Source organism: Fictibacillus sp. 26RED30 (genome assembly GCF_015903845.1).
Taxonomy (GTDB): domain Bacteria; phylum Bacillota; class Bacilli; order Bacillales; family Fictibacillaceae; genus Fictibacillus; species Fictibacillus phosphorivorans.
The window spans coordinates 381,750-408,010 of sequence record NZ_JACZDV010000003.1 but is presented as its reverse complement, the minus strand read 5'-3'; the positions used below and the strand labels follow the sequence as shown (position 1 = coordinate 408,010).

Genomic DNA, 26,261 nt, shown 5'->3' with positions numbered 1-26,261 from the left:
TTTTGATATCCCACTCATATGTTAGTAGAAGCAGGAGGGATGTCTGATGTGGATGGAAACACTTAAAGCTTATATCCAAAACCAATCTCAATGGATGATACATGCAGATGCAGACGGACGAGGTTACTTTTTACGAGAAGAACAAGAGAGCTTCATTCGAAAAAAACAAATGTATACCGATAGAAATGCGTTTATTGTAAACAATCAAACGAATGGAAGTGTCTTACGAACGACGGAGTCCGAAGATAAGGTTCAGGTAGATTATTTGGTGCATTATAGTTTCTTAATCAAACACGGGTTTGATTTCTATGTGGAAGAGATCTCTCAAGAGCGACGTGCTACTTTTCAAGATGGTGATATGAAAAGCGATGAACCTGTCAATGTGGAAGGAAACTACAGAGAACTTCCAAAGATCGAGCGGGAGAACGAATCGATCGCACCAACGAAGGGCGGTTATGATAGACTTGCTGCTGTACGTTATGCAGAGAGATGGTGGAATACGTTTAATCCGGCTTATAAATCTTTTGAGAATGATTGCACGAACTATATTTCTCAAAGTCTTCATGCAGGTGGCATACCGATGACTTCTCAATCTATTAAATCGAAGGGCTGGTGGATGCGAAACAACTCTTGGAGCTATAGCTGGTCAGTAGCCAATGCGATGAGATGGTATTTGAGCGGCTCAAAATCTAGTCTTCAAGCGCAAGAGAAATCAGCGGCGCATCTTCTTTTGCCGGGAGACGTAATCTGTTATGACTTTGATGGAGATGGCCATTATCAACATACGACGATTGTGGTCGCAAAGGATCCTTCTGGAGAACCACTCGTAAATGCTCATACAACAAACAGCAGAATGAGATATTGGGGTTATGAAGATTCAACGGCGTACACGAAGCGCATTCAATATAAATTTTTTCATATTCTTTAAGAAGAAGCTTGCCTTCAGAGAGTGATATTCCAAAAAAAGTGCTATAATAAGTACTTGTTGGAATATTGTTTTTGAGGTGAGCTTTTTGGCTATACATGTTGTTTTATTCGAACCGTTAATTCCTGCAAACACAGGAAACATCGCACGTACATGTGCAGGAACTGGTGCACATCTGCATCTTATTCATCCACTTGGATTTTCTTTAGAAGACAAATACTTAAAGCGTGCTGGCCTTGATTATTGGGAGCATGTAAAATTGTCTCATCATGATTCATTGGATGCTTTTTATAATGAATACCCAGACGGGGAGTTTTACTATATCACCAAATTCGGTGAACAGACGTACTCAAATTTCGATTACTCTGATTCAGAGAAGGATGTTTTCTTTGTTTTTGGAAAAGAAACGAAGGGACTTCCGCGTGAAGTGATTGATGCGAACATGGAGAGGTGTCTGCGTATCCCGATGAATGAACACATTCGTTCATTGAACCTATCGAATACGGCTGCGATCTTAATCTATGAAGCATTGCGTCAACAAAGTTTTGGAGAGTTGAAATAGAATAAGCAAAAATAAAAAAACGTCCTGATGAAAAAGGGACGTTTTTACTTCCATATGTATATGGATTAGTTTTTTCCAGGACGATCGTTATAGCCTGCTGTAAAGATGGCAGTCAGGAAGGCGAGCATCACGAGTAGGATGAGGATAAAATCCATTTGAACTCCTCCTTTGAAAGTAATATTATTCTTTCCAGTATCTTTTCTTATTATAAATGAAAACGGTTTTCATGGGAATGTATTTCTGCTGAAATTTAACAATTTGAGGGGATTCGTGCAAGCATAGATGAAGAAAAATGTATATATGACAGGGTATCTTCCCTTGTTTTCTATTATTCTGTTCAGCTCGGGGTTTGCCATTTATTTTGAAAGACTTTTTATCGATAAGCTTACATACTTTGGTGTGTACCAGGGGATGCAAGAATTATTTGAAGATCATGTGATTCACCTATCGATCGGCTTTTGTTTGTTTCTGTTGTTCTTTATGATATTTGCTGCTCTTAAGCTGCTGTCTGACACGTTAACGCACCTCAGTCTGTTCTTTTTTTCAAAAGATACGGAAGGGACACTGCTTCAGCAAGGAAAAGGCGGAAGCTGGTACTTTTTTGTTGGTGGTATGCTTGCGATCGCGCTGAACCAATCCGTGCTGCTGATAGGTGTCGTTTTTATTGTTTCATCTCTTTTGTATTTTTTTCAATTCTTATTGCGGATCAGTTCAAGTTTATCAACGATAGGTATCATGGGAATGGTATTTCTGCACTTATTCTTTTGGACAGGTTTCGGGCTACTTGTTGTTTATACGGTTATGCGTTTGTATAATGCGTTCGTGGCAGCAATTACCTGAATGGTTATCTAGTTCGGAAATTGTAGACTCGCGGAAATATCTCAAAAACTAGCGGGATAAATAAGATATCTCGCCGAATTACGCTAGATTACTTTTAAATACCATTTTATCAGTATACAAGTGCTAGCTAAAACCCTGCCACTAATGTAGTAGCGGTTATACTTATGAGGTGTGCAATCACAATGAAAATCACGACATTTTCTGCACCAAAAAAGGCTTAGAGAGTTTTCTCTCTTAAGCCTTTTTTACTTTGTTTCATTACTCAACAATCGCTTCCAGTTTGTTGTGATAATACACCTTTATTTCTTACGTCTTCGTTCTAAAAATATTGGTGCCATATTTAGTAAGATAGAAACAATTGTCAAAAGCCATAATGCCCTTGCCATACCAGGTACTACATCCGATAAAGCCGCCCAATCTTCCGCTTTTACCCATCGAGATACATAACTGTAATCTGCACAAAGTGTTAATGCTGTAAATGATAATCCTAACGCCATAGCGAGCTTATAATCTTTACCTGATGCATACATATAAAGATTTATAAAAGTTACAACTATTGCAATAAGCCCAAATATTACCCACATTACTACTCCTCCAACTCTTTTTTATTTATAATGCATGCTTCATCTCAATTTTGATGTGCTTTTATCATAATATCTCGCCAAATCATGACTCCGGGAGACGCACTCTCAATAGACCGAAGACTGCTTGGTGTATCTCGTCCAACCCAAACGCCTGCTGTATAACGATCTGTCAGCCCGATAAACCAAAGATCGTGCACGTTATTTGTTGTTCCTGTCTTTCCGCCTATATACGTTGAACCCTTAAATCGAGCATCTCTTGCAGTTCCTGAAATCGTTACGGCTTGGAGCATCTCACGCATCACGTTATTTGTTTTTTCACTCCAAACAGAAACAGGTTGCTCTTTCCAAGCATATAACACCTTTCCGTTCTTATCTTTTACAGAAGTGATCAACCTAGGTTTTACATAAGTCCCATCAGAACTAAAAGCAGTATACGCACTTGTAAGTTCTAGCGGGGAAAAGCCTTTTGAAAATCCGCCAAGTGCACTTGCGAGCTGATAATCTTCTCTCGTTAAAGACGAAAAGTTAAATGGTTGCAAATAAGAAAACGCCTTATTCACTCCTGTTTTCCTTAGCGCTCGGACAGCCGCTGTGTTGATCGAACTCGCCATCGCTTTTTTTAAGGGGACTGTACCGTAAGAAGCCCCTCCATAGTTGTTAGGACAATAGTTGCCTTCACAAATTCTTGCAGCAGAAATGAGCGAGTGTGATTTTGCACCGAATACTTCAACATAGGGGGCGTAGACGAGAAGCGGCTTTATTGAAGAACCCGGCTGTCTTTTCGCTTGATGAGCTCGGTTAAATTCTTCCAACGCAACATTCTTTCCGCCAACTATAGAGACGATCTGTTTTGAAACATGATCGATAATTACGACAGATCCTTCTACGTCGTTATAGGGCAGCCTGCTATTCACAGCACGCACTGCTACTTTTTGCAGCTTAGGATCTAATGCAGTCTCAACGATAACACCGCTTGTTAATAGCTGATCTCGTTTTACCAGAAGCTCATCTGCTGTCAGTCCTTTATTAGCAGGAGCGGCCGCTAATAAACTTAGAAGTTCTTCTTTTACGTACCCTATAATTTCAGGATAGGGAACGGCAGGCTGTGAAACGTTTAATTTAATGTGTTGTTTAAGTGATGCTTCATAAGTGGCTTCTGTTATGTATCCTTGCTCCTTCATCTTCAATAAAATCCACTTTTGCCGTTTCAATGTGTTCTCAAAGTTTGTTAAAGGATTATACAACTTTGGATTGTTTGGAATGGCTGCAAGCAGTGCTGTTTCCGCTACGGAAAGTGAATCCACTGGCTTACTGAAATAATATCGACTAGCCTTTTCGATGCCATATACGCCATTTTGAAAATAGATCGAGTTGATATAAAGCTCTAAGATTCTCTCTTTCGATAATTGTTGTTCGATTTTGTAGGAGATTAATAGCTCTTTTAATTTTCGGTCATATGTACGTTCGTGTGTTAGGAATAGATTGCGTGAGAGCTGCTGTGTGATCGTACTGCCGCCCTGCTGAACAGACCCTGCTGTAGAATTCGTAATAAAAGCTCGGGCTATCGCTTTTCCATCGATTCCATGATGTTGTATAAAACCCTGGTCTTCCGTTGCGATGAAAGCTTGTCGCACAGGTGCAGGAATTTTGTTGTAATCAAGATAAATGCGGCTCTCATTACTCTTGAACTCATAAAGAAAATCACCGTTTCGATCGAGGAGGCGACTGTTTTCAGCTAATTTCATATTCTCCACTTGAGCAAGTGAAGAAATCGCTTTTTGAAAAGGAATATAGTTTTCGTGTTCATTTCTTAAACCCATAAATGAAAAGAACACGATACTGAGCAATAGTAGCACTGTAACAAGGCCAAGCTTTTGATTCATAAGGCTTTCTCCGTTTCAAAACATAAGGATAAACATATTTTACCATGACTATGCAAATGGGGATTCCAACTTTTTTAAATAAAAATCGCTATACAAACAGAATGATTACGGACATCCCCGCATAGAGTAGATTAACACTTGATGGAGCCAATACAATCAAGGAGGTACTCATGGATATTTTATCAAGAATCCAACTGCATCGTGAAGAAGAACAGCGTTTAGCCTGGGAAGGTACCTTCGCTGAATACCTTGATATTTTACGAGATCGGCCATTTGTTGCCCAGTCTGCGCATTCAAGAGTATACAACATGATCAAAGATGCTGGCATTTCAGAAAAAAATGGTCAAAAGGTGTATCATTTTTTCAGCGATCAGATTTTTGGATTAGAAGAATCAATCGAACGACTTGTTGAAGAGTATTTTCATCCTGCTGCTAAACGTCTTGATGTTCGCAAACGTATCTTACTGTTGATGGGACCAGTATCCGGTGGTAAATCCACTTTAGTTACAATGCTTAAAAGAGGATTAGAGTCATACACAAAAACACCTGCGGGAGCAGTTTATGCGATCAAAGGTTGTCCGATGCACGAAGATCCACTGCATCTTATTCCACAGCACTTAAGAAAAGAGTTTTATAATGATTATGGTATTCGAGTAGAAGGAAGTTTATCTCCTCTTAACACGATGAGGCTAGAACACGAATATGACAATCGCATTGAAGATGTTATGGTAGAGCGAGTCTTCTTCTCAGAAGATAAGCGAACAGGGATCGGTACGTTCAGTCCCTCCGATCCAAAGTCACAAGATATCGCTGACTTAACGGGAAGTATCGATTTCTCCACGATTGCAGAGTATGGATCAGAATCAGATCCACGTGCGTATCGCTTTGATGGAGAACTGAACAAAGCTAACCGAGGAATGATGGAGTTTCAGGAAATGCTGAAGTGTGATGAAAAATTCTTATGGCATCTCCTCTCTCTTACGCAAGAAGGAAACTTTAAAGCAGGGAGATTTGCACTTATCTCAGCAGATGAATTAATTGTCGCGCATACGAACGAATCAGAATACAGGTCGTTTATCGCGAATAAGAAAAACGAAGCCCTGCACTCAAGGATTATCGTAATGGGCGTTCCGTATAATTTAAAAGTTTCAGAGGAAGAAAAGATTTACGCCAAGATGATCTCAGAGAGTGATATGTCTCATGTTCATATTGCGCCGCACGCATTAAGAGTGGCCGCAACATTCTCTGTGCTAACAAGATTGAAGGATTCGAAGAAACAAGGAATGGATCTTTTAAAGAAAATGCGGTTGTATGACGGTGAGATCGTAGAAGGATTCAACCATGTTGACCTTGAGGAACTGAAGAAAGAGTTTGCTGATGAAGGTATGTCTGGTATCGATCCGCGTTATGTTATCAACCGAATATCATCGGCGATCATTCGCAAAGAAACACCTTCTATCAACGCTTTAGATGTTCTGCGTTCATTAAAAGACGGGCTTGATCATCATGCATCCATATCAAAGGAAGATAAAGAGAGGTTTATTAACTTTATCTCGGCAGCTCGCAAAGAGTACGATGATATTGCGAAAAAAGAAGTTCAAAAAGCGTTCGTTTACTCGTACGAAGAGTCTGCGAAAACGCTTATGGACAATTATCTGGATAATGTGGAGGCGTATTGCAATAAAAATAAATTACGCGATCCGCTTACTGGTGAAGAGATGAGTCCTGATGAGAAATTAATGAGATCGATCGAAGAGCAGATCGGAATCTCTGAGAATGCGAAAAAAGCATTCCGTGAAGAAATTCTAATTAGAATCTCTGCTTATGCAAGAAAAGGAAAGAAATTTGACTATAATTCTCATGAGCGGTTAAGAGAAGCGATTCAAAAGAAATTATTCGCGGATCTTAAAGATGTTGTAAAAATCACTACATCATCCAAAACCCCTGATGAGTCACAACTGAAAAAGATTAATGAGGTCATCGCACGTCTAGTGGATGAACACGGCTATAATACAACTAGTGCCAACGAACTACTAAGATACGTAGGAAGTTTATTGAACCGATAAAATATCGAAACACACCCAGGACACGATTAAGGCTGTCAGGGTGTGTTTTTTTACAGAAATTTAGGGGAAACTAAACAAATTACAGAGTAGAGTTTACAATCGTATTTATGTTAAAAATAATTGAACTTGTATTTACTTACTTAAAAATGGTAAATTGATACTAATAAGCTAACTAAAGGAAGTGAGCCCGATGAGCTCGACTAAAAAAGAAAGAAACGGATTAATGGATTGGATAAAAGCAATTGGTGTTGCACTTATTCTAGCTATTATTATAAAAAAGTTTTTGATTGAGCAATATGTGGTTTACGGTGAGTCTATGATGCCGACCATCCAAAATGGAAACCGGCTGATCGTAAATAAGATAGGGTATGAAATAAGCCAGCCAGAACGATTTGATCTGATCGTCTTTAAGGCTAATCCTGAAGAGGACTATATTAAGCGAGTGATTGGTCTTCCTGGTGATCATATTGCTTACCGAGACGACAAGTTATATATCAATAACAAACCTGTTGCAGAACCTTATTTAAAAGAATTTAAACGATTTGCCGGTAACCGGACACTCACAGGCAACTTTACATTAGAAGAGATTACAGGGCTCGATACGGTTCCGAAAGGAAAAATCTTTGTACTTGGTGATAACAGGCTTCACAGTATCGACAGCCGTCATATTGGTTTTGTTGAGATGTCTGATATCGTCGGTGAAGCTAATATTCGTTATTGGCCGATGGATGAGCTGAAAGTTTTTAATGGTTTTAAAAAGGAATAAATGGGGAAAAATTCAGTAAGAGGTGAATCCCTATGACAAAACAAAATAATGAACCTAAACGAAAAAACAGTTCAATGGCATCTAACTTTGAGGAAATGAAAGAACACGGAAAAGTGATGGAGCACGTTTCTACAAATGAGGAAGTCCGCAAAAGCGGGAAAACGCCCGACCCACAGCAACACGACAAGAAAGAATACAATAAATAAATTATCAAAACAAAGTCTTCTTTTCTTTTTTAGAAAAGAGGGCTTTTTTATCATGAAAGTTTAGCAATTCTAAGAAGTACGTGCATATGATAGTGTAACCAACCCTTTTTTTCTGATAATAGCGGATTGTTACAAGCAAGTTATGCCCCGGGTTGATCAAGAACAAGCAGCATTGACTCTTGCTGCTTTGGAGGGGGAAAACGATGAGCGAGCCGGAAAAGAACAATTTTGTTGTGTCTCAGGAAAACTGGTCCCTCCACCGAAAAGGATATCAAGATCATCAAAGGCATATGGAAAAAGTGCAGGAAGCCATTAAAAACAACTTGCCGGATTTGATAAGTGAAGAGAATATCATTCTATCCAACGGGCGTGATGTGATTAAGATTCCAATCCGTTCTATGGATGAATACAAAATCCGATACAACTACGACAAAAACAAGCACGTAGGCCAAGGTGATGGAGATAGTCAGGTGGGGGATGTAGTAGCCAGAGATGGACGTGCCGGACAGAGCGGGGCCGGAAAAGGCAAGGGACCTGCAGGCGACAAACCAGGTGTCGACTATGCAGAAGCAGAAGTATCTATCTTAGAGCTGGAAGAAATGCTGTTTAAAGAACTAGAATTGCCTAACCTCAAACAAAAAGAACAAGATCAGATCGTAATGGAAAAAATCGAATTTAATGATGTTCGCAAAAAAGGGCTCATGGGGAACGTGGATAAAAAGAGAACGATTCTAACTGCGTTCAAACGAAATGCTTTGATTGGAAAGCCGAGTGTTGCTCCTATCCATAATGATGACCTTCGCTTTAAAACATGGAACGAAGTCGTCAAACCTGAATCAAAAGCCGTCGTCCTCGCTATGATGGATACTTCAGGTTCGATGGGAATCTGGGAAAAGTATATGGCGAGAAGTTTCTTCTTTTGGATGACACGCTTTTTGCGATCGAAGTATGAGAAAGTAGAGATTGAATTTATCGCGCATCACACGGAGGCAAAAGTCGTGTCAGAGGAAGACTTCTTTAACAAAGGTGAAAGTGGAGGAACGATCTGTTCGTCTGCTTACCGCAAGGCGCTTGAGTTGATCGAGACGAAATATTCATCGAATCGTTATAACATTTATCCGTTCCATTTTTCTGATGGAGATAACCTTACGAGTGATAATGCAAGATGTGTGAAACTCGTTCAACAAATTATGGAGCACTCTAACATGTTTGGATATGGTGAAGTGAACGCGTATAACCGGCATTCGACGTTGATGAGTGTGTATAAGAATATGGATAATCCGAAGTTTAGTCATTATATTCTAAAAGAAAAAGCTGATGTGTATCATGCTATGAAGAGCTTTTTTAAGAAGAATGAAGTGAACGCATAAGGCCAGTTGTATTCATTGATGTACTTGAAAGTGGTTGATCTCCGTTTCAGATGCTCGCTTTCCGCTGGGCAGGCGGTGAGCCCCTTGCCACTTTGTGCCTTTAAGGGTCTCACCTGACCGCTTGTCCCGCAGGAGTCTCGCATCTTACACTCCGATCAACTTGTCGATGAAGTAAAAAATTCGATAGCAGCATTCTTTTAGAAGAGAACATTATAGATATAATTCCAGACAATATTCAATTAGGAATGAGCTTTTAGAGAACGACTATTCATAAAAAACCAAAACGCCCGCATCCATGTATTGGATGGCGGGTTTTGTTGTTGAATTCAACATAATTACATATAACTAAGGTTACGCATTATGGACGAAAAAATGGATGTAAAGGGGTGTGAGAATTGAAAACCATTAACAAGTTTGCCGTTTTCTGTTTGAGCTTGATGCTCATGTTAACTATTGTTCCTCATAAAGCTCGAGCTGACTGGTTTGATCCATTGACGATTCACTTTTTAGACGTTGGGCAAGCTGATTGTATCCTTATTAAAGCGCCAAACGGTCAAACGATGCTAATCGATGGTGGAGATGAACATGACGGAGAGAAGATCATCTCTTATTTAGAAAGAGAAGGCGTTACGCATTTAGATATCGTTGTAGCTACTCATCCGCATCATGACCATATTGGTTCGTTGGATGATGTGATACGGGCGTTTCCAGTGAGTGTACTTTACATGCCGAACCTACCGTACGACACAAAATATTATCATGACCTATTTCGCGTGATCAATGAAAAACAAATCCCCGTAGATCGCGCAAAAGCAGGTGTGAATTTTAAGATGGGCTTCTCTGTAAAAGTAGAGATGCTGGCTCCAAAGGGTTCGTATTATAAGCACATCAACGACTACTCAGCGGTGATCAAGATCAAACATGGCAAAAAGAATTTTCTTCTCATGGCAGATGCAGGTGCTGAAGAAGAAAAAGAGATTTTAAAACGTGGTGGTGTTAAAGCAGATGTAATTAAATTGGGTCACCATGGAGCTAATACGGGTACAACGATGGAATTTTTGAAAAAAGTAAAAGCAAAAACGGCAGTGATTTCGGTCGGAAGGAATAACCCTTATCAGTTTCCATCAAAAGAGGTATTGTATCGTTTAGACAATAGAAAGATGACAGTCTATCGGACAGATCAGCTAGGGGCGATCATCGCCACAAGCAATGGGAAGAAGATTATGTTTAGAACGAATGTCCTTCATTAAAAATCGGTTTTCTTGCGTCTTTTATAATTATTTAAGAAAATAGTATAAAACGCTTAAGATGGGATTGGTTAACCGTGATCAAGGCATTGATATTTGATTTTGATGGAACGATTCTAGATACAGAAACGCAACATTATAACGCGTTTCAAGAGTTGTATCAGGAACATGGAAGCGATCTACCGCTCGAAGTTTGGGGAGAATGCATCGGTACCCATTCTGATTTTAATCCTTACGAATATTTAGAGAGACAAATTGATCAAAAACTTGATCATGATGTGCTAAGAGCAAAAAAGACGGAACGTGCTCTTGCTTTGATTTCCGAACAACGGGAACTTCCAGGTATTCTTGATTATCTCGAAGCTGCAAAAGAACTCGGCTTAAAAATCGGTCTTGCATCAAGTTCTTCGCGAACATGGGTAGAAGAGCATTTAGGGAGAATCGGATTGAAGCATCATTTCGAAGTGATTAAAACAGCAGATGATGTTGAAAGAGTTAAACCTGATCCTGCTCTTTATCTTGAAGCGGTTAAAGCCTTAGATATAAAACCTCACGAAGCCATCGCGTTTGAAGACTCTATAAATGGATCAATGGCAGCTAAAAAAGCAGGACTATATTGTGTAGCGATCCCCAACCCCGTTACAAAACATATGACTTTTAACGATGTTGATCATCAGATGGAATCCTTAGCAGAGTTGAGCCTTGCTTCACTTATTAAACAGGCAGAGAATAAATAAAGAATATGTTTAAAGTTAACGGCATAAATCACATCACCATCAGAGTTTCTAACTTAGAGAAATCCGTAACATTTTATATGAATGTACTAGGTGCTAAAATCGTTCATAAAGGGAATACAGATATATACTTAGATGGCGGGGGAGTGTGGCTGTGTTTGTTAGAAATAAAAGATGCAAAACCTATGGATAGAAATCAAATAGGTGTCGATCATTTTGCATTTACTGTTTCTAAAGAACATTTTCCTAAAGCGGTTCTCTTGCTGCGTGAACAAAACATTGAAATCACGAGGGGCCCGATAGCAAGAGGCGGAGGGGACACAATTAGCTTTAACGACCCGGATGGTAATGAAATCGAATTTTTCACAGGCAGTCTCGAGGAACGGATGAAGAATTGGAAGTAAGTTATGCAAGCAAGTTAGAGGAGTGGATAACATGAGTGAGATCGATGTTTCGAAATTCGAGAAAAAAATAGAACTACGTAATATTGAGTTTGAAGATATTGAAGAGATCTTAGAACTTCAACAAATCTGTTTTCCAGGAAACATGGAACCTTGGGAACGAGAGCAGTTAGAAAGCCATCTTCGCATCTTCCCGGAAGGCCAATTTTGTGTAACGTATGAAGGAAAGATTGTTGGAAGCTGTTCAAGCTTAATGGTTAACTTTGATGAGTATGATGATAAGCATACGTGGGATGAGATCACAGATAAAGGCTACATTACGAACCATGATCCAGAAGGTTTTAACTTATATGGTATCGAAGTGATGGTCCACCCAGAATACCGACGAATGAAAATCGGTGCTCGTTTATACGAAGCACGTAAAGAACTAGCTGAGCAAAAGAATTTAAAAAGTATTATTCTAGGTGGTAGAATTCCAAACTACCATAAGCATTCAAAGGAAATGACGCCTCGAGAATATGTGAGAGAAGTTATTCAGCACAATATTTACGATCCTGTCTTAACCTTTCAATTGATGAACGGTTTCACTGTAATGCGTTTAAACAAGAGCTACCTGCCCGATGATAAACAATCAAACGCATATGCGACCTTAATGGAATGGAACAATGTTGATTACATTCCTAACAAAACGAAAAAGTATTTTAAAACGAGTGAGCCTGTTCGAATCACGACGATTCAGTATATGATGAAAACCATAAGTTCTTTCGAAGATTTTGCGACACAGGTTGAATATTATACAGATGTTGCCTCTGATCAAGGTTCAGATTTCGCTGTGTTCCCAGAGCTTCTTACTACTCAACTGTTGTCGTTCTGTGAGGAGAAGAGTCCAAGCTTAGCCATCCGTAAACTAACAGAATTCACAGAGCAATATATCGAACTGTTTACGAATCTTGCAGTTCGTTACAATGTGAACATCATAGGTGGCTCCCACTTTGTTGAAGAAGACGGAGATATCTACAACGTTGCCTATCTGTTCCGAAGAGATGGAACAATTGATAAACAATATAAAATTCATATCACACCGAACGAACGAAAATGGTGGGGAATTACAGCTGGTGATAAAGTACAAGTATTTGATACAGATTGCGGAAAAGTTGCAATTCTTATCTGCTATGATATCGAGTTCCCTGAACTTTCACGTATCGTTACCGATCAAGGGGCGAAGATCATCTTCACACCTTTCTGTACGGAAGATCGTCAAGGGTATCTGCGCGTTCGATATTGTTCCCAAGCACGTGCGATTGAGAATGAGATCTATACAGCAATCGCAGGTACTGTTGGAAACCTATCACAAGTGGAGAACATGGATATCCAGTATGCTCAGTCTGGTATCTTTACTCCTTCTGACTTTTCGTTCCCGAGAGACGGAATCGTTGGGGAATGTCACCCGAATATTGAAACAGTTGTAGTAGGTGATGTGGATTTAGAAATTTTAAGAAGACAACGTAAAACAGGCAGTGTAACTCTTCTTAGAGATAGAAGGTTAGATCTCTATAGCGTTGTTCAAAAAGATAAAAGTAAATAAGATGACGAGAGCGGTAAGCGATAGATAGCTTGCCGCTTTTTTTCTATTTCTCGGGAAATATCACGAACATTGTCATTGTGTAAGAGTACTTTTTTAGTGATTTTATTTTTTGTGCTGAAAGCGGTATAATAAAGGCCGTATTTAATAGATAGGGCAGGAAAAACTCGATTCATATCGAAACTAACAAAAAACAATTAACATTCATTTTATAGAACATAAGGAGGCAGTACTATGTCCTGGGAGACAACATACGAGAAATGGGTAGGGAACGAAGAACTCGAACAACCATTAAAGGCTGCATTAGAGGAAATCAAGGAAAACAGGACAGCGCTTGAAGACTGCTTTTATAAGAATTTAGAATTTGGCACAGGCGGTATGCGTGGAGAAATAGGACCTGGTACAAATCGAATGAACACGTACACGGTTCGAAAAGCTTCTTTAGGCTTGGCTCATTTTATCGAAGAGCAAGGAGAGAAAGCGAAAAAACGCGGTGTTGCGATTGCATACGATTCACGTCATCAATCACCAGAGTTTGCGATGGAAGCGGCGAAAACATTAGCCTCTCAAGGTATTCAAGCTTATGTGTTCGAAAGCTTGAGACCGACACCTGAGTTATCTTTTGCGGTTAGATACTTAAAAGCTTATTCCGGAATTGTTATCACAGCAAGCCATAACCCACCAGAATACAACGGGTACAAAGTATATGGTCCAGATGGCGGCCAGCTTCCGCCAAAAGAAGCTGATGAAGTGATTGGAAAAGTAAATGCCGTTGATGATGAACTTTCTATCGCAGTGAGATCTGAAGAGGAACTCAAAAGCGAAGGGTTGATCCAAGTTGTTGGTGAAGAAATCGACAAAGCTTACATGGATCAACTAATAAAGATTAGTTTAAACCGTGAAGTGATCAAAGAGATGCATGACTTAAGCATCGTTTTCACTCCTCTTCACGGAACAGCGAATATTCCGGTTAGAGAAGGACTTCAACAGCTAGGATTTACGAATGTTACGGTTGTAAAAGAACAAGAACAGCCTGATGCTAACTTTTCAACGGTGAAGTCCCCAAACCCGGAAGAACATGCTGCCTTTGAATTGGCAATTAAGTACGGACAAGAAACCGACGCAGATATTTTGATGGCAACTGACCCTGATGCGGACCGAGTAGGAATCGCAGCTAAGAACAGTAAAGGTGAATACGAAATCCTTACAGGTAACCAGACTGGTGCACTCATGATTGAATATATTCTTTCACAACGTGAAGAGAAAGGCAGTTTATGTTCAAAAGGGATCATCTTCAAAACGATCGTAACTTCAGAACTTGGTCGAGTAATCGCAGAGTCTTATGGTCTAACGTGTGAAGATACCCTTACAGGTTTTAAGTTCATCGGCGAAAAGATTAAGGAATACGAAAAAAGCGGGAAACATACGTTCATTTTCGGTTATGAAGAAAGCTACGGTTCTTTGATCGGAGATTTTGTGCGTGACAAAGACGCAGTTCAGGCTTGTTTGATGGGAGCTGAAATGGCTGCTTATTACAAGAAACAAGGAAAAACACTTTTTGATGCTTTAGACGATGTTTACAAAAAGCACGGTTTTTATAAGGAAGGTCTCGAGTCCCTAACATTAAAAGGTAAGTCTGGAGCAGAACAGATCGAAAACTTATTAGCAGGCTTTAGAGCTGAAATGCCGCTTGAAGTGAATGGACAAAAATTAGTGGTTTCTGAAGACTACAAGGCGAGCGTCCAATACGATGTAGTGAAAGATGAAAAGAGTGACATCCATCTTCCTAAATCAAATGTGCTTAAATATCAATTAGAAGATGGTTCTTGGTTCTGCGTAAGACCATCAGGAACTGAACCGAAAGTAAAGTTTTATTTTGGTGTTACAGCAGATTCACACAAGAATGCTGATGAAGCATTAGTGAACTTAAAACAATCAGTGATGGATTTGGTTCATGAAAGAATGCAAAAAGTGGCACAATAACTAGAATAGAGGCTGCAAGTCATACACTTGCAGCCATTTCATTCAATTGAGTTGACATTAATCTTAAAGGGATGTAACATACCCCTATAGGTATTTTAAAGGAGGTGCTGAAATGGAATACACACAAGAAATGAAAAATCGTTTAAAAAGAATTGAGGGGCAAATACGTGGGGTATTGCGTATGCTAGAAGAAGAACAAGATTGTAAATCTGTTATCACTCAATTATCCGCATCACGTACAGCGATTGACCGTACGATTGGATTAATCGTAGGCACCAACCTTGAACAGTGTTTACGTGAACAAATGGAAAACGGAGAAGAGATGAATTCTGATATTGTAAAAGAAGCTGTGCAGCTTCTCGTAAAAAGTCGATAAATATCTGTCACTGTTAAGACTGTTGACAGATTTCCTTTTATCACTTATTATACCCCTATGGGTATTTTAAGAGTTGAATTTTCTTAATAAGTAAGCGTGTAGTAAAGTAATCATATATTTTTTTATCATTTTATATACCTATACGGGTATATGTATTTATTGTGGAAGGGAGATAACAATTGTGTCTATTAAGACGATTGAAGCAAGAGAAGTAGAACGATTATTAGAAATTGGTAATCCATTAAATATCATTGATGTTCGTGAAAACGATGAAGTTGCTCAAGGTATGATTCCTACAGCAACACATATTCCACTTGGGGAGATCTCTAACCGAATCCATGAGTTGGATTCAAGCAAAGAGTATGTCATGGTTTGCCGCTCTGGTAAAAGAAGCGAAAAAGCTTGTACGATCTTAGCTTTAAGTCAAATTGCTGTAGTGAACATGTCAGGCGGAATGCTTTCTTGGAAAGGTAAAATAACAAATAAATAAGTGGAGGTTTCAAAAATGAGTATTAAAGTGGATCACGTATTAGATTGCAAAGGATTATCATGTCCGCTACCAATCGTTCGCACGAAGAAAGCGATGGATCAGCTCCAGGCAGGTCAAGTTATTGAAGTTCAAGCAACAGACAAAGGTTCGTTGGCTGATATTCAAGGCTGGGCAAGGAACACAGGAAATCAATATTTAGGTACAAAAGAAGACGGAGATGTTCTTAAGCACTATTTAAGAAAATCAAATCCCGGTGAAGTGAAAGAGGCAGCAAAGTTCGAGCATACGATTCAAAACGATGAATTAGAAAAAGTCTTGGCTGAAAATAAAGAAGATATGCTTCTTCTAGATGTTAGAGAGCCTGCAGAGTATGAGTTCAAACGTATACCTGGGGCAGTATCAATTCCATTGGGAGAGCTCGAAAGTAAAATAGAAACACTTGATAAAAATAAAGAGATTCATGTTATTTGTCGTACAGGATCAAGAAGTGGCGGCACAAATGCTTGCTGAGAATGGTTTCCAACGTGTTAAGAACGTATTACCTGGAATGGTTGAATGGAATGGGCCAACAGAATAAAAAAAATTTTAATCGTAAATATACCTAGGGAGGTATTTTTGAAATGATAAAAGCATTATCAGCTAAAGAAGTGGCAAAACGTGTTGTTGAAGGAAGCATGTTCATTCTCGATGTTCGTAATGAAGGGGATTATAAAGACTGGAGAATCGAAGGGAAAGGAATCGAATCCATTAACCGTCCTTATTTTGATCTGATCGATGGTGTAGAAGATGTTTTAGAACATCTTCCGAAAGAAGAAGTTCTCGTTGTTTGTGCAAAAGAAGGATCTTCTATCATGGTAGCAGAGATGTTGGATGAAGCAGGCATTAAAGACGTTTACTATCTCGAAGGGGGTATGAAGTCTTGGAGTGAGTACTTAATGCCAGTAAAGCTTGGAGATTTGAAAGATGGAGGTTCGATCTATCAATTCAACCGTATCGGTAAGGGATGTCTTTCTTACCTTGTAGAATCGAACGGAGAAGCGGCTATTATTGACTCTGCTCGTACGATTAAAGCGTATGAAGATTTTGCAAAAGAAAACAACCTTGAAATCAAGCACATGATCGATACACACCTTCATGCGGACCATATTTCAGGGGGACGCAGACTTTCAGAAAAGACTGGTGCAACTTACTGGTTACCACCAAAAGATGCTGACGAAGTAACATTCTCATTCGCAGCATTAGAAGAAGGAAACGATATTACGATCGGAAACACGAAGATTGAGATTCAACCTTTATATACGCCTGGTCACACGATTGGAAGTACTTCTATGATCGTTGACGGACAATTTTTGCTTTCAGGAGATATTCTTTTTGTTGATTCAATCGGACGTCCCGATCTTGCAGGTAAAGCAGAGGACTGGGTTAGTGATTTACGTGATTCGCTATATAACAAATATAACAATCTTTCTAAAGATCTAGTTGTGTTGCCTGCTCATTTTGGAAAGATCAGCGAGCTAGATGAGAAAGGTGCGGTATCAGCACCACTTGGTGAACTCTTTGAAAAGAATGATGGATTGAACATAAAAAATGAAGATGAGTTTCGAAGAGCTGTAACGGAAAATTTACCACCGCAGCCGAACGCATATCAAGAAATTCGTCAAACGAACATGGGTAAAATCGACCCTACAAACGATGAACAGCGCGAGATGGAAATTGGTCCAAACCGCTGTGCGATCACAGAATAACTGAACAAAAAATTATAAAACTATCTGGAGGTTTTACAAATGAACGTAACTCAAACGTTAGACACAAAAGGATTATCTTGCCCGATGCCAATCGTGAAAACAAAGAAAGCGATGGATACACTTGCAAGTGGAGACATCTTAGAAGTGTTAGCAACAGATAAAGGAGCAGTTAATGACCTTTCTGCTTGGTCTAAATCTTCAGGTCATGAATTATTAGAGCATACAGAAGAAGGCGGCGTATTTAAGTTTTATATTCAAAAAGGTTAATAAAAAAATTTGTGCAACCAGATACCTATAGAGGTATAGGTATCTGATTCAAAAGGAGCGTCCAATGATGGAACAACAAACACAAGATAAATCAACAATGGTCGTATTTAGTGGTGACCTTGATAAAGCGATGGCAAGTTTTATTATCGCTACAGGTGCAGCCGCAATGGGGAAACAAGTAACGATGTTCTTCACATTCTGGGGACTAAACATCTTAAGAAAAGAAGAATACGTGAATGTGAAGAAAACATTCATGGATAAGATGTTTGCAAAAATGATGCCTCAAGGACCTGAAAAACTAGGCATTTCTAAAATGAACTACGGTGGTTTAGGCGCGAAGATGATGAAGTATACGATGAAGAAGAAAAACATCGTAACGCTAAAAGAGTTAATTGAAATGGCTCAAGACTTAGATGTTAAGATGGTTGCTTGTACGATGTCGATGGATGTAATGGGTATTACGAAAGAGGAACTAATTGATGGACTGGATTATGCAGGAGTTGCTTCATACCTAGCTGATGCAGATGAATCTAAGATCAACTTATTTATTTAAGAAACATCAGTTTTAAGGAGGTGAAGTCATGGAATTAGGGTTTATTATTACAATCTTTCTAATTGGCTTTATAGGTTCTTTTATCTCTGGAATGGTAGGTATCGGCGGATCCATCATCAAGTATCCAATGCTGCTCTATATTCCAGCGATGCTCGGCTTCACGGCATATTCGGCTCATGAGGTATCAGGTATCAGTGCTGTTCAAGTATTCTTTGCAACGATAGGTGGCGTTTGGGCTTATCGTAAAGGCGGTTATCTGAACAAGACACTGATCATCTATATGGGTAGTAGCATCCTAGTAGGAAGTTTTATTGGGGGATTTGGTTCAGAAGCGATGTCAGAAGGGCAGATTAATATTGTTTATGCTGTTCTAGCTACTTTAGCTGCTATCATGATGTTGATCCCTAAAAAAGGGATCGATGATATTCCATTAGATCAAGTTAAGTTTAATAAATGGCTTGCGGCAGTTCTAGCATTTGTTGTAGGTGTTGCAGCAGGTATCGTTGGTGCAGCAGGTGCATTTATCCTTGTACCGATCATGTTAGTCGTCCTAAAGATACCAACGCGTATGACGATTGCTACATCACTTGCTATTACGTTCATTTCATCAATCGGCGCTACTGTAGGTAAGATCTCGACAGGGCAAGTTTTACTATGGCCGGCGGTGATCATGGTAGTTGCCAGCCTGATCGCGTCGCCACTTGGGGCGCAGTTTGGTAAAAAAGTGAATACAAAAATTCTTCAGTTTATCTTAGCAGCACTGATTATCGCTACATCGATCAAGATCTGGTTAGATATTCTTAGTTGAAGTTAAAATTAAATTAGCCGAGAAGAAAGAAGGACCAGAAGTACTTTATTGATACTTCTGGTCCTTTTTTTCATCAAAGCTATAGGAAATAGTGTGATTGACTTCCCTTTCAAAGTGAAAGCAATGACAACAACAATATCATATTGAGCAAATGTATTGGTGCCGCAGAGTAAAATGAAGAGGGAAATAAATTGTAAGGGGTCAGTCCCCCTAGATGCTTCTATAGAAATTGATCGACCGGATCAACGTCATCGTCATGGTTGCGAATCCAACGGAAAGAATCGTTACGAGTGAGTAGAAGAGAATACCTTCTCCCATCACATAAAGGCCAGCGAGGATGACTGCTGCATCGATCAAAAAGATAACCATCCCAACATTAATGGAAAACCATCTCGAAAGAAAAAGGGCAATCAGGTCTGTTCCACCGGTACTCGTTTCATGACGCAGCATCCAACCGATCCCTGTTCCGATGAACAATCCTCCGATTACAGAACCTTCCATAACAGAGACAGAAAACATTCCTCTTAAAGGAGATAACAAATCAATGATCAATGACGAAACGAGTAAACCATGTATGCTGTTTATAAAATATCGACGCTCGAGTTTCCAAGCTATTAGATAGATGGGGATGCTCAGAATAATGATCGTTAGCCCTACTTTATAACCCCACACATACTTTACGAGAAGACTAATTCCGATCATTCCTCCGTCGAGAAGATGAAAGGGAACGATGAAACCATTAATGCCTATGCCAAGCAACACGCTTCCTAAGAAAATCGCTATCGTCCGTTCAAACATGGCATTCATCCCTGTCTAAGATTATTTCTACATAATATGCGTCGTTGTACAAGAATAGTCATACGCACAGGGTGTTTGTCCGTGTCTCTTTTTTCTTTTTTGCATGTAATAGTATAGAAAGCCCCTTGCTTGCAGTGCAAAATAGGGAAGGTGATTGGTGTTGAAGAACTTCAGAAGAGAAGCAAAGTGTCTTTTGGAGAGGCAGGTAGTGGTGGATACAACAAATCATTCTTACGAAGGCAGACTAAGAGCAGTAGAAAGAGATTATATTACGCTATGTGTGATGAGCGATAACCATAACTATTGGGATCAGATCATTATTCGTATTGAAGAGATTGTTGCGATATCTACCATTTGATCATAAAAAAATCCCTCGCATAAATGATGCTGAGGGATTTTTCCTTTATTTCTTTGTAAAACCTAGCGTGATGGGTTGAGGTTGCTGAGGTGGTGCACAGCATAGAGATAAATCTCGTGCATCACCAGCAGATTCAAATTCAGAGTCTTCTTTGGTATAGAAAATCTCCCAAGCGTTGCCGTCGGGATCATATACCCACACTTTATCCTGAACGGCATAACAGCATGTTGTATCCATCTCGTCGATTAACAGCAGTCCTGATTCTCTAAGTCTTTCTCCCATGGCTAGAACATCTTCCGTGTTGTTTACTTGGAAACCGAGATGATTAAGGACTCCGTTTTTTGAAAAGGGACGTTCGTTCAATGAAAAGTGAAGAGCGGGTTGATCAAGCTCAAATTTCGCGTAATTTTCTTTTACTTTTGTCGGTTCCGTGTTGAAAAAGCTTTTATAGAATGCTAGAGATTTTTCTAAGTCTGAACAGTTGACTGCAACATGCATGCGTTGAATCATCATGATCTCTCCTTCTTTTTAAGATAGTAGCAATAACCATAAGTAAAGGCCGGTAAGCGTTATGAAAAGTGTTGGGACAGTCAAAATGATTCCGACTTTGAAATAATAGCCCCATGTGATCTTTACACCTTTTTTCGATAAGACATGCAGCCATAAAAGAGTGGCAAGTGAACCAATCGGTGTGATTTTTGGTCCTAAATCAGAACCAATTACATTTGCGTAGATCAATGCTTCACGAATAACTCCTGATGTATCCGTTCCCTGTATAGCTAGTGCATCAATCATAACAGTTGGCATGTTGTTCATAACGGATGATAAAACAGCTGCTAAGAAACCCATTCCGATTGTAGCAGCGAACAACCCTCCATCAGCGATCACTTGAATCCAGCTGCCGAGCATATCTGTAAGTCCTGCATTACGAAGACCATAAACGACTACATACATACCAATTGAAAAGACAACAACAGTCCATGGTGCATCTTTGATTACTTTTTTTGTTTGAATAGCAGGACTTTTACGAGCAACGATGATAAAGAAAAGAGCTGCAGCTCCTGCAATGAATGAGACAGGAACACCAATAAATTCACTCGTTAAGTACCCGATTAATAGAACAGCTAGTATGATCCATGAAAGCTTAAACATCTTCTCATCTCGAATGGCTTCTTTCGGTTGCTTGAGCTGAGAGAGATCATAGTTCTTCGGTATATCTTTTCTGAAAAAGAGGAACAAAACAAGCATACTAGCGAACAGTGAAAAGAAATTCGGCACGATCATGCGGCTTGCGTATTCAACGAATCCGATGTTAAAGAAATCTGCAGATACGATATTTACTAAGTTTGAGACGACAAGAGGTAATGATGTGGTATCTGCAATAAACCCACTTGCCATAATAAACGGTAATATCATAGCTTCTTTTAATTTCAATGCCCGAACTTGAGCAAGTACGATAGGAGTCAGAATTAATGCTGCGCCATCATTTGCAAAAAAGGCTGAAACTGCAGCTCCGAGCAGAATCACATAGGCAAACATTTTCTTACCGTTTCCACCTGCAAGTCGCGCCATATGTAAGGCTGACCATTCGAAGAAACCGATCTCATCTAAAATAATTGATATGAGTATGATCGCAACAAACGCTAATGTAGCATTCCACACAATCCCGGTAACTGTCCACACATCAGCGAGTGAAACCACGCCAAGAAGAAGTGCGATGATAGCTCCAACGGTCGCAGACCAACCGATGGAAAGACCGCGTGGCTGCCAGATAACAAAAATAATCGTAACTAAAAATACAGCGAAGGCCATTAACGCCATGCTGTCCATAAGAATCCCCCCTATTTATGTAATTCTAAGTTAGCAACAAACTTTTCCACCTGAAGCTTTTAACTCTTCAATTTTAGCTGACATATCAGGTAGTGCTTCTAAATTTGCTTTAATGAATGGATAGATCTCTCCATCAATGGAGTAGAAGATCCATTGGCTGTTACGTCGTTCTTTAACGAGTTTAGCTTGCTTTAATTTTCTTAAATGCTGTGAAATACTAGGCTGTGTCATCTTTAAGATATCAACTAACTCACATACACATAACTCTTCGTGGCGGAGTAATGCTAATATATTCAATCGTGTTTTATCTGCCATGGCTTTATAACATTCCGTTAACTGATCAAGTTCCATAATTGACTTCACCTCATTAGTATATAACCATATGTTTATATGAAATGTCAAAGAATATATAAATAAATATTGATATAAGGATATACTTATATTATGATGGTCTCGAAAGAAGTTCTTTACTACAGGAGGTTTTACAAAATGGCTAAACCAATCATCTATTTCCTTTGCACAGGTAATTCTTGTCGTTCTCAGATGGCAGAAGGATTTGGACACCACTACCTTGGTGATAAATATGACGTATACTCAGCTGGCATCGAAGCACATGGTGTGAATCCAAACGCGATTAAAGCGATGAAAGAAGTGGATATTGACATCACGAACCAGACATCAGATGTAATCGACAAAGACATTCTAGAAAAAGCAGACTTAGTCGTAACGTTATGCGGTCATGCAAACGATGTATGTCCAGCAACACCACCTCACAAAACACGTGAACATTGGGGATTCGATGATCCAGCAGGAAAAGAGTGGAGTGAATTCCAACGCGTTCGTGACGAAATCGCGGCACGTATCAAACGCTTTGCTGAAACAGGAGAATAAGGTTATACAAAGCCCAGGAACTTCTTAGTTCCTGAGCTTTCTTTTTTAGTATGATTTTCTTCATTTCGCTCATGTTACTAATGAGGTGATCATGTGAAACGTCTATTTATTTGCGGATTGATATTTATAAGTATATTCATTAGCCATACAAACTTTGCGGAAGCTTCTGATAGAAGAGCGGCATTTATAAGAAGTGATGGACTTTGGCTTAAAGAAGGTGAATTAGAAAGAAAGCTTGTTGAAAGTTCAGGGCTTACTCATCCAACGTTCTCAAGCAACGGAACATACATCAGTTACATAGCGCGTAAAGGGAAAGAGCTATGGGTCTATAACCGTGTAACGCGTTTAAAGAGAAGAGTATTCGATGGCGATGTTAGTTTGGCGAGATGGTCTCCCACAGAATCAAAGCTTGCATGGAAAAGCGGGGATGTGCTCAATGTAATCGACCTAACGAGACCTGCTTCATCCTTTCAAAATGTCATCCTTGGCACAGGAAACTACAGCTGGGCACCTGACGGGAGAGGATTTGTTGTCTCATCTTCTGCAAATCTAGAGCCTGATGGCTGGAGTCCAGTTCGACTTTTTTACGTTCCTGTAAATGCGAACGGAGATTTGAACAAAGTACAGAACATTACGACGCTGCCTAAAATGAGTGAAACGTTCTTTGCGATAGGTACAACAGAATTCAAGTGGGGGATGGATGATCAATGGTTTGCGTTCATCGCATGTCCAACAGCATCCATGTCGGCAGACTCCAACACTTTAATGGTTGTTTCTTTAGACGGCTCGAGAACGCGTAACATTGGTAACATGTTGGATCAGCCGAACTGGTTCTACTGGTCGCCGAATACGAAACAGCTCGGCTTTATAAAAGGGATCGGAAGGCTCACTTCTGAAAATAAACGATTAACGGTATGGAATCCTAAGAATGGGAACGAGATAAATCTAGGATACACCGGGTATGCGGACGGCGATTTTACTTGGTTGAATGATAAGAACATCATCGTGAGCCGTCAGATTGAGTGGGGTTATGGGGTACCCCAGGAAAAAAGAGCAAAACCTTTCTTAGTCAGTGTGAAAATTAAAGACGGAAGTGCAAAGAGATTAACGAATCCAGCTTCAGGGGAAGCGGATGTTTATCCAAAAACATTACCCGAAGAAGGATTAACTTGGATTCGTACGAATGGCCAAAGTGCAAAAGTAATGGTAAAGGAACGTTTAGACGCACCTGAAACGTTGTGGATTAATAATTTACAAACTCCAAAAGCATGTTCTGGGTGGTCGTGCACGATAGATATATATGAAGCTAGATGACTGAGGTGAACCCGTGAAAATGGGTTCGCCTTCTTATTTTGATAAAAGAAGTTTTTAAAACCCGTCCAATATTTCACTTGTTTTCTCATGAATGCCTGTTTTGTTTCATACAGTTAAAAGTAAGGAAATAGCAGGAGGGGGAAAATATGAACTGGGACTTGCAAAATAAGGAGCTAGAAAAAGCAATAGCTGAAATTACCGAGATTGCTGACCACTTTGGCCTTGATTTTTATCCGATGCGGTATGAGATATGTCCTGCCGATATTATTTATACATTTGGTGCGTACGGAATGCCAACCCGTTTCTCTCATTGGAGCTTCGGAAAACAGTTTCATAAAATGAAGCTTCAATATGACTTAGGTTTGAGTAAAATTTATGAGCTCGTTATCAACTCAGATCCGTGTTACGCATTCTTACTTGATACGAATTCACTTATTCAGAATAAATTAATCATTGCGCATGTTCTGGCACACTGTGACTTCTTCAAAAACAATGTTCGCTTTTCAAATACGAGAAGAGACATGGTTGAATGCATGACGGCTACAGCTGAACGAGTAGGTCAATATGAACATCTATACGGCAAAAAAGAGGTCGAACAGTTCTTAGATGCAATTCTCGCGATACAAGAACACATCGATCCTTCACTTGTTCGAAACAAATTAAATTATGTATTTGAAGACGAAGAAGATCTTACGCCTAAGAAGGAAACGCCTTACGATGATCTATGGAAGCTAGACGACAAAAAAGGTCCAAAACCAGTATTGAAAAAGAAAAAATCATTTCCACCGCAGCCTGAAAAGGACATTTTGTTATTTATTGAGCAATATAGTCGCGAGCTTGAAGAATGGCAGCGTGATATTTTATCGATGATGAGAGAAGAGATGCTTTATTTCTGGCCGCAGCTGGAAACGAAAATCATGAACGAAGGCTGGGCATCTTATTGGCACGCAAAGATCCTGCAAGAAATGGATTTGACTTCTCACGAAACAATTGAGTTCGCGAAACTAAACGCAGGAGTCGTTCAACCGTCCAAGACATCGATAAATCCATATTATCTTGGCTTACAGATATTTAAAGACATCGAAGAACGCTATAACAACCCTGATGAAGAGCTGATCAGACAAGGCGTGAAACCAGGCTCTGGACGAGAAAAGATGTTCGAAGTACGTGAACTAGAGTCTGACATGTCATTTATCCGAAATTATTTAACGAAAGATCTTGCTCAGCGTGAAGACATGTACCTGTTTCAAAAGCAGGGCAAGGAATATAAGGTTGTTGATAAGCAGTGGGAAGAAGTACGTGATCAACTTGTGAGTATGAGAGTAAATGGCGGATTTCCTTATATCACAGTGAACGACGCCGATTATATGAAGAACGGAGAGCTCTACCTTAATCATAGCTTTGAAGATATGGAGCTCGATGTGAAATATCTTGAAAAAGTGCTTCCACATCTTCATTATCTATGGGGTCGTCCTGTTCATATGGAGACGAGGATCGAGCAAAAGCCTGTGTTATTTACGTATGATGGGAAGACGGTGCATCGGAAGTATCTATAGGTTAAACAAGTGTTTAATGTTAACGAGGAAAGCACACTTAGAAAAGTGTGCTTTTTTTCTGTACAAGAAAATATAAACTCAGCAAACAAGTTTGTTTTTTGCTATTTTTAATACAAATAGTTTGAA

The 26,261-nt window shown here is 39.5% G+C and carries 28 protein-coding genes and 1 pseudogene; 23 read left to right on the top strand and 6 right to left on the bottom strand.

What is annotated here, in order from left to right:
• Positions 1 to 46: 46 nt before the first annotated feature.
• The 3 genes from IHV11_RS17970 (at position 47) to IHV11_RS17960 (ending at position 2,327) form a co-directional block, all read left to right on the top strand.
• Positions 47 to 928, top strand: coding sequence for an amidase domain-containing protein (locus IHV11_RS17970; protein ID WP_191754641.1), 882 nt, complete (start codon positions 47 to 49; stop codon positions 926 to 928).
• A gap of 85 nt (positions 929 to 1,013) precedes the next feature.
• Positions 1,014 to 1,487 carry a tRNA (uridine(34)/cytosine(34)/5-carboxymethylaminomethyluridine(34)-2'-O)-methyltransferase TrmL gene (gene trmL, locus IHV11_RS17965; RefSeq protein ID WP_066391226.1) on the top strand — a complete coding sequence of 158 codons (474 nt, stop codon included), beginning with the start codon at positions 1,014 to 1,016 and terminating at the stop codon, positions 1,485 to 1,487.
• 318 nt (positions 1,488 to 1,805) lie between these two features.
• On the top strand, positions 1,806 to 2,327 hold the full coding sequence (locus IHV11_RS17960) for a DUF5366 family protein (RefSeq protein ID WP_197195746.1): 522 nt from the start codon (positions 1,806 to 1,808) through the stop codon (positions 2,325 to 2,327).
• A 299-nt stretch (positions 2,328 to 2,626) separates the two neighbouring features.
• Here the strand turns inward: IHV11_RS17960 and IHV11_RS17955 are convergent, their stop codons facing one another.
• Positions 2,627 to 2,911, bottom strand: a complete 285-nt coding sequence (locus tag IHV11_RS17955) for a hypothetical protein (protein ID WP_197195745.1) — start codon at positions 2,909 to 2,911, stop codon at positions 2,627 to 2,629.
• Between the two features lie 44 nt (positions 2,912 to 2,955).
• Positions 2,956 to 4,794: a transglycosylase domain-containing protein gene (locus IHV11_RS17950; RefSeq protein ID WP_197195744.1), complete on the bottom strand. Its 1,839-nt coding sequence runs from the start codon at positions 4,792 to 4,794 to the stop codon at positions 2,956 to 2,958.
• Between the two features lie 170 nt (positions 4,795 to 4,964).
• Here IHV11_RS17950 and IHV11_RS17945 point away from each other — a divergent pair, with 170 nt between their 5' ends.
• From IHV11_RS17945 to IHV11_RS17870, 16 genes and pseudogenes are all read left to right on the top strand, one after another.
• Complete coding sequence (locus tag IHV11_RS17945; protein WP_197195743.1) at positions 4,965 to 6,860, top strand: PrkA family serine protein kinase; 1,896 nt, start codon at positions 4,965 to 4,967, stop codon at positions 6,858 to 6,860.
• Between the two features lie 190 nt (positions 6,861 to 7,050).
• Positions 7,051 to 7,626, top strand: a complete 576-nt coding sequence (lepB, locus tag IHV11_RS17940; protein ID WP_197126784.1) for a signal peptidase I — start codon at positions 7,051 to 7,053, stop codon at positions 7,624 to 7,626.
• Between the two features lie 32 nt (positions 7,627 to 7,658).
• Positions 7,659 to 7,832 (top strand): hypothetical protein, encoded by a 174-nt coding sequence (locus IHV11_RS17935; RefSeq protein ID WP_197126785.1) that lies wholly within the window; start codon positions 7,659 to 7,661, stop codon positions 7,830 to 7,832.
• Between the two features lie 203 nt (positions 7,833 to 8,035).
• Entirely contained in the window at positions 8,036 to 9,202 is a 1,167-nt protein-coding gene (gene yhbH / locus IHV11_RS17930) for a sporulation protein YhbH (RefSeq protein WP_197195742.1), read from the top strand.
• 395 nt (positions 9,203 to 9,597) lie between these two features.
• Positions 9,598 to 10,452, top strand: coding sequence for a ComEC/Rec2 family competence protein (locus tag IHV11_RS17925; RefSeq protein ID WP_197190864.1), 855 nt, complete (start codon positions 9,598 to 9,600; stop codon positions 10,450 to 10,452).
• Between the two features lie 74 nt (positions 10,453 to 10,526).
• Positions 10,527 to 11,186, top strand: a complete 660-nt coding sequence (locus IHV11_RS17920; RefSeq protein WP_197195741.1) for an HAD family hydrolase — start codon at positions 10,527 to 10,529, stop codon at positions 11,184 to 11,186.
• A gap of 5 nt (positions 11,187 to 11,191) precedes the next feature.
• The gene (locus IHV11_RS17915; RefSeq protein ID WP_197195740.1) at positions 11,192 to 11,587 is read left to right on the top strand and encodes a VOC family protein; all 396 of its coding nucleotides are present in this window, start codon (positions 11,192 to 11,194) and stop codon (positions 11,585 to 11,587) included.
• Positions 11,588 to 11,618: 31 nt separating this feature from the next.
• Positions 11,619 to 13,169 carry a bifunctional GNAT family N-acetyltransferase/carbon-nitrogen hydrolase family protein gene (locus IHV11_RS17910; RefSeq protein WP_137790621.1) on the top strand — a complete coding sequence of 517 codons (1,551 nt, stop codon included), beginning with the start codon at positions 11,619 to 11,621 and terminating at the stop codon, positions 13,167 to 13,169.
• A 231-nt stretch (positions 13,170 to 13,400) separates the two neighbouring features.
• Complete coding sequence (locus IHV11_RS17905; RefSeq protein ID WP_197195739.1) at positions 13,401 to 15,149, top strand: phospho-sugar mutase; 1,749 nt, start codon at positions 13,401 to 13,403, stop codon at positions 15,147 to 15,149.
• Positions 15,150 to 15,261: 112 nt separating this feature from the next.
• Positions 15,262 to 15,525 (top strand): metal-sensitive transcriptional regulator, encoded by a 264-nt coding sequence (locus tag IHV11_RS17900; RefSeq protein ID WP_197126789.1) that lies wholly within the window; start codon positions 15,262 to 15,264, stop codon positions 15,523 to 15,525.
• A gap of 181 nt (positions 15,526 to 15,706) precedes the next feature.
• Positions 15,707 to 16,015 carry a rhodanese-like domain-containing protein gene (locus IHV11_RS17895; protein ID WP_370568709.1) on the top strand — a complete coding sequence of 103 codons (309 nt, stop codon included), beginning with the start codon at positions 15,707 to 15,709 and terminating at the stop codon, positions 16,013 to 16,015.
• Positions 16,016 to 16,030: 15 nt separating this feature from the next.
• Positions 16,031 to 16,592, top strand: a pseudogene (locus tag IHV11_RS17890) (sulfurtransferase TusA family protein).
• A 43-nt stretch (positions 16,593 to 16,635) separates the two neighbouring features.
• Complete coding sequence (locus tag IHV11_RS17885; protein WP_197195738.1) at positions 16,636 to 17,760, top strand: MBL fold metallo-hydrolase; 1,125 nt, start codon at positions 16,636 to 16,638, stop codon at positions 17,758 to 17,760.
• Between the two features lie 39 nt (positions 17,761 to 17,799).
• A complete protein-coding gene (locus IHV11_RS17880; protein WP_197195737.1) occupies positions 17,800 to 18,027 on the top strand; it encodes a sulfurtransferase TusA family protein in 228 nt (75 codons plus the stop codon).
• A 67-nt stretch (positions 18,028 to 18,094) separates the two neighbouring features.
• Positions 18,095 to 18,580, top strand: coding sequence for a DsrE/DsrF/DrsH-like family protein (locus IHV11_RS17875; protein WP_066391250.1), 486 nt, complete (start codon positions 18,095 to 18,097; stop codon positions 18,578 to 18,580).
• A 28-nt stretch (positions 18,581 to 18,608) separates the two neighbouring features.
• The gene (locus tag IHV11_RS17870) at positions 18,609 to 19,388 is read left to right on the top strand and encodes a sulfite exporter TauE/SafE family protein (protein ID WP_197190859.1); all 780 of its coding nucleotides are present in this window, start codon (positions 18,609 to 18,611) and stop codon (positions 19,386 to 19,388) included.
• 210 nt (positions 19,389 to 19,598) lie between these two features.
• Here IHV11_RS17870 and IHV11_RS17865 read toward each other — a convergent pair whose 3' ends face one another.
• Positions 19,599 to 20,186, bottom strand: a complete 588-nt coding sequence (locus IHV11_RS17865; RefSeq protein WP_197126794.1) for a YitT family protein — start codon at positions 20,184 to 20,186, stop codon at positions 19,599 to 19,601.
• 160 nt (positions 20,187 to 20,346) lie between these two features.
• Here IHV11_RS17865 and IHV11_RS17860 point away from each other — a divergent pair, with 160 nt between their 5' ends.
• On the top strand, positions 20,347 to 20,544 hold the full coding sequence (locus tag IHV11_RS17860; protein WP_197126795.1) for a DUF2642 domain-containing protein: 198 nt from the start codon (positions 20,347 to 20,349) through the stop codon (positions 20,542 to 20,544).
• 45 nt (positions 20,545 to 20,589) lie between these two features.
• Here IHV11_RS17860 and IHV11_RS17855 read toward each other — a convergent pair whose 3' ends face one another.
• From IHV11_RS17855 to IHV11_RS17845, 3 genes are read right to left on the bottom strand one after another with little or no spacing between them, the layout of a single operon-like run.
• Positions 20,590 to 21,054 (bottom strand): ArsI/CadI family heavy metal resistance metalloenzyme, encoded by a 465-nt coding sequence (locus IHV11_RS17855; RefSeq protein WP_197195783.1) that lies wholly within the window; start codon positions 21,052 to 21,054, stop codon positions 20,590 to 20,592.
• Positions 21,055 to 21,072: 18 nt separating this feature from the next.
• Entirely contained in the window at positions 21,073 to 22,365 is a 1,293-nt protein-coding gene (locus IHV11_RS17850) for an arsenic transporter (RefSeq protein ID WP_370568712.1), read from the bottom strand.
• A 39-nt stretch (positions 22,366 to 22,404) separates the two neighbouring features.
• Positions 22,405 to 22,725 carry an ArsR/SmtB family transcription factor gene (locus IHV11_RS17845; protein ID WP_066391258.1) on the bottom strand — a complete coding sequence of 107 codons (321 nt, stop codon included), beginning with the start codon at positions 22,723 to 22,725 and terminating at the stop codon, positions 22,405 to 22,407.
• 138 nt (positions 22,726 to 22,863) lie between these two features.
• Between IHV11_RS17845 and arsC the strand changes: the two genes are divergently transcribed.
• The 3 genes from arsC to IHV11_RS17830 all read left to right on the top strand — a co-directional run bounded on the left by arsC (position 22,864) and on the right by IHV11_RS17830 (position 26,135).
• Positions 22,864 to 23,265: an arsenate reductase (thioredoxin) gene (gene arsC / locus IHV11_RS17840; RefSeq protein WP_144703067.1), complete on the top strand. Its 402-nt coding sequence runs from the start codon at positions 22,864 to 22,866 to the stop codon at positions 23,263 to 23,265.
• A gap of 93 nt (positions 23,266 to 23,358) precedes the next feature.
• A complete protein-coding gene (locus tag IHV11_RS17835; protein WP_197195735.1) occupies positions 23,359 to 24,579 on the top strand; it encodes a hypothetical protein in 1,221 nt (406 codons plus the stop codon).
• 146 nt (positions 24,580 to 24,725) lie between these two features.
• Positions 24,726 to 26,135 (top strand): SpoVR family protein, encoded by a 1,410-nt coding sequence (locus IHV11_RS17830; protein ID WP_197126799.1) that lies wholly within the window; start codon positions 24,726 to 24,728, stop codon positions 26,133 to 26,135.
• The last annotated feature ends 126 nt before the right edge of the window (positions 26,136 to 26,261 follow it).

Excerpts from the sequence above, each read along its gene's own strand:
- IHV11_RS17970 (WP_191754641.1), top strand. The coding sequence starts at position 47 with ATGTGGATGGAAACACTTAAAGCTTATATCCAAAACCAATCTCAATGG.
- IHV11_RS17955 (WP_197195745.1), bottom strand. The coding sequence starts at position 2,911 with ATGTGGGTAATATTTGGGCTTATTGCAATAGTTGTAACTTTTATAAAT.
- IHV11_RS17950 (WP_197195744.1), bottom strand. The coding sequence starts at position 4,794 with ATGAATCAAAAGCTTGGCCTTGTTACAGTGCTACTATTGCTCAGTATC.
- IHV11_RS17945 (WP_197195743.1), top strand. The coding sequence starts at position 4,965 with ATGGATATTTTATCAAGAATCCAACTGCATCGTGAAGAAGAACAGCGT.
- lepB (WP_197126784.1), top strand. The coding sequence starts at position 7,051 with ATGAGCTCGACTAAAAAAGAAAGAAACGGATTAATGGATTGGATAAAA.
- IHV11_RS17935 (WP_197126785.1), top strand. The coding sequence starts at position 7,659 with ATGACAAAACAAAATAATGAACCTAAACGAAAAAACAGTTCAATGGCA.
- yhbH (WP_197195742.1), top strand. The coding sequence starts at position 8,036 with ATGAGCGAGCCGGAAAAGAACAATTTTGTTGTGTCTCAGGAAAACTGG.
- IHV11_RS17915 (WP_197195740.1), top strand. The coding sequence starts at position 11,192 with ATGTTTAAAGTTAACGGCATAAATCACATCACCATCAGAGTTTCTAAC.
- IHV11_RS17910 (WP_137790621.1), top strand. The coding sequence starts at position 11,619 with ATGAGTGAGATCGATGTTTCGAAATTCGAGAAAAAAATAGAACTACGT.
- IHV11_RS17905 (WP_197195739.1), top strand. The coding sequence starts at position 13,401 with ATGTCCTGGGAGACAACATACGAGAAATGGGTAGGGAACGAAGAACTC.
- IHV11_RS17900 (WP_197126789.1), top strand. The coding sequence starts at position 15,262 with ATGGAATACACACAAGAAATGAAAAATCGTTTAAAAAGAATTGAGGGG.
- IHV11_RS17885 (WP_197195738.1), top strand. The coding sequence starts at position 16,636 with ATGATAAAAGCATTATCAGCTAAAGAAGTGGCAAAACGTGTTGTTGAA.
- IHV11_RS17880 (WP_197195737.1), top strand. The coding sequence starts at position 17,800 with ATGAACGTAACTCAAACGTTAGACACAAAAGGATTATCTTGCCCGATG.
- IHV11_RS17875 (WP_066391250.1), top strand. The coding sequence starts at position 18,095 with ATGGAACAACAAACACAAGATAAATCAACAATGGTCGTATTTAGTGGT.
- IHV11_RS17870 (WP_197190859.1), top strand. The coding sequence starts at position 18,609 with ATGGAATTAGGGTTTATTATTACAATCTTTCTAATTGGCTTTATAGGT.
- IHV11_RS17865 (WP_197126794.1), bottom strand. The coding sequence starts at position 20,186 with ATGTTTGAACGGACGATAGCGATTTTCTTAGGAAGCGTGTTGCTTGGC.
- IHV11_RS17855 (WP_197195783.1), bottom strand. The coding sequence starts at position 21,054 with ATGATTCAACGCATGCATGTTGCAGTCAACTGTTCAGACTTAGAAAAA.
- IHV11_RS17850 (WP_370568712.1), bottom strand. The coding sequence starts at position 22,365 with ATGGCGTTAATGGCCTTCGCTGTATTTTTAGTTACGATTATTTTTGTT.
- IHV11_RS17845 (WP_066391258.1), bottom strand. The coding sequence starts at position 22,725 with ATGGAACTTGATCAGTTAACGGAATGTTATAAAGCCATGGCAGATAAA.
- arsC (WP_144703067.1), top strand. The coding sequence starts at position 22,864 with ATGGCTAAACCAATCATCTATTTCCTTTGCACAGGTAATTCTTGTCGT.
- IHV11_RS17830 (WP_197126799.1), top strand. The coding sequence starts at position 24,726 with ATGAACTGGGACTTGCAAAATAAGGAGCTAGAAAAAGCAATAGCTGAA.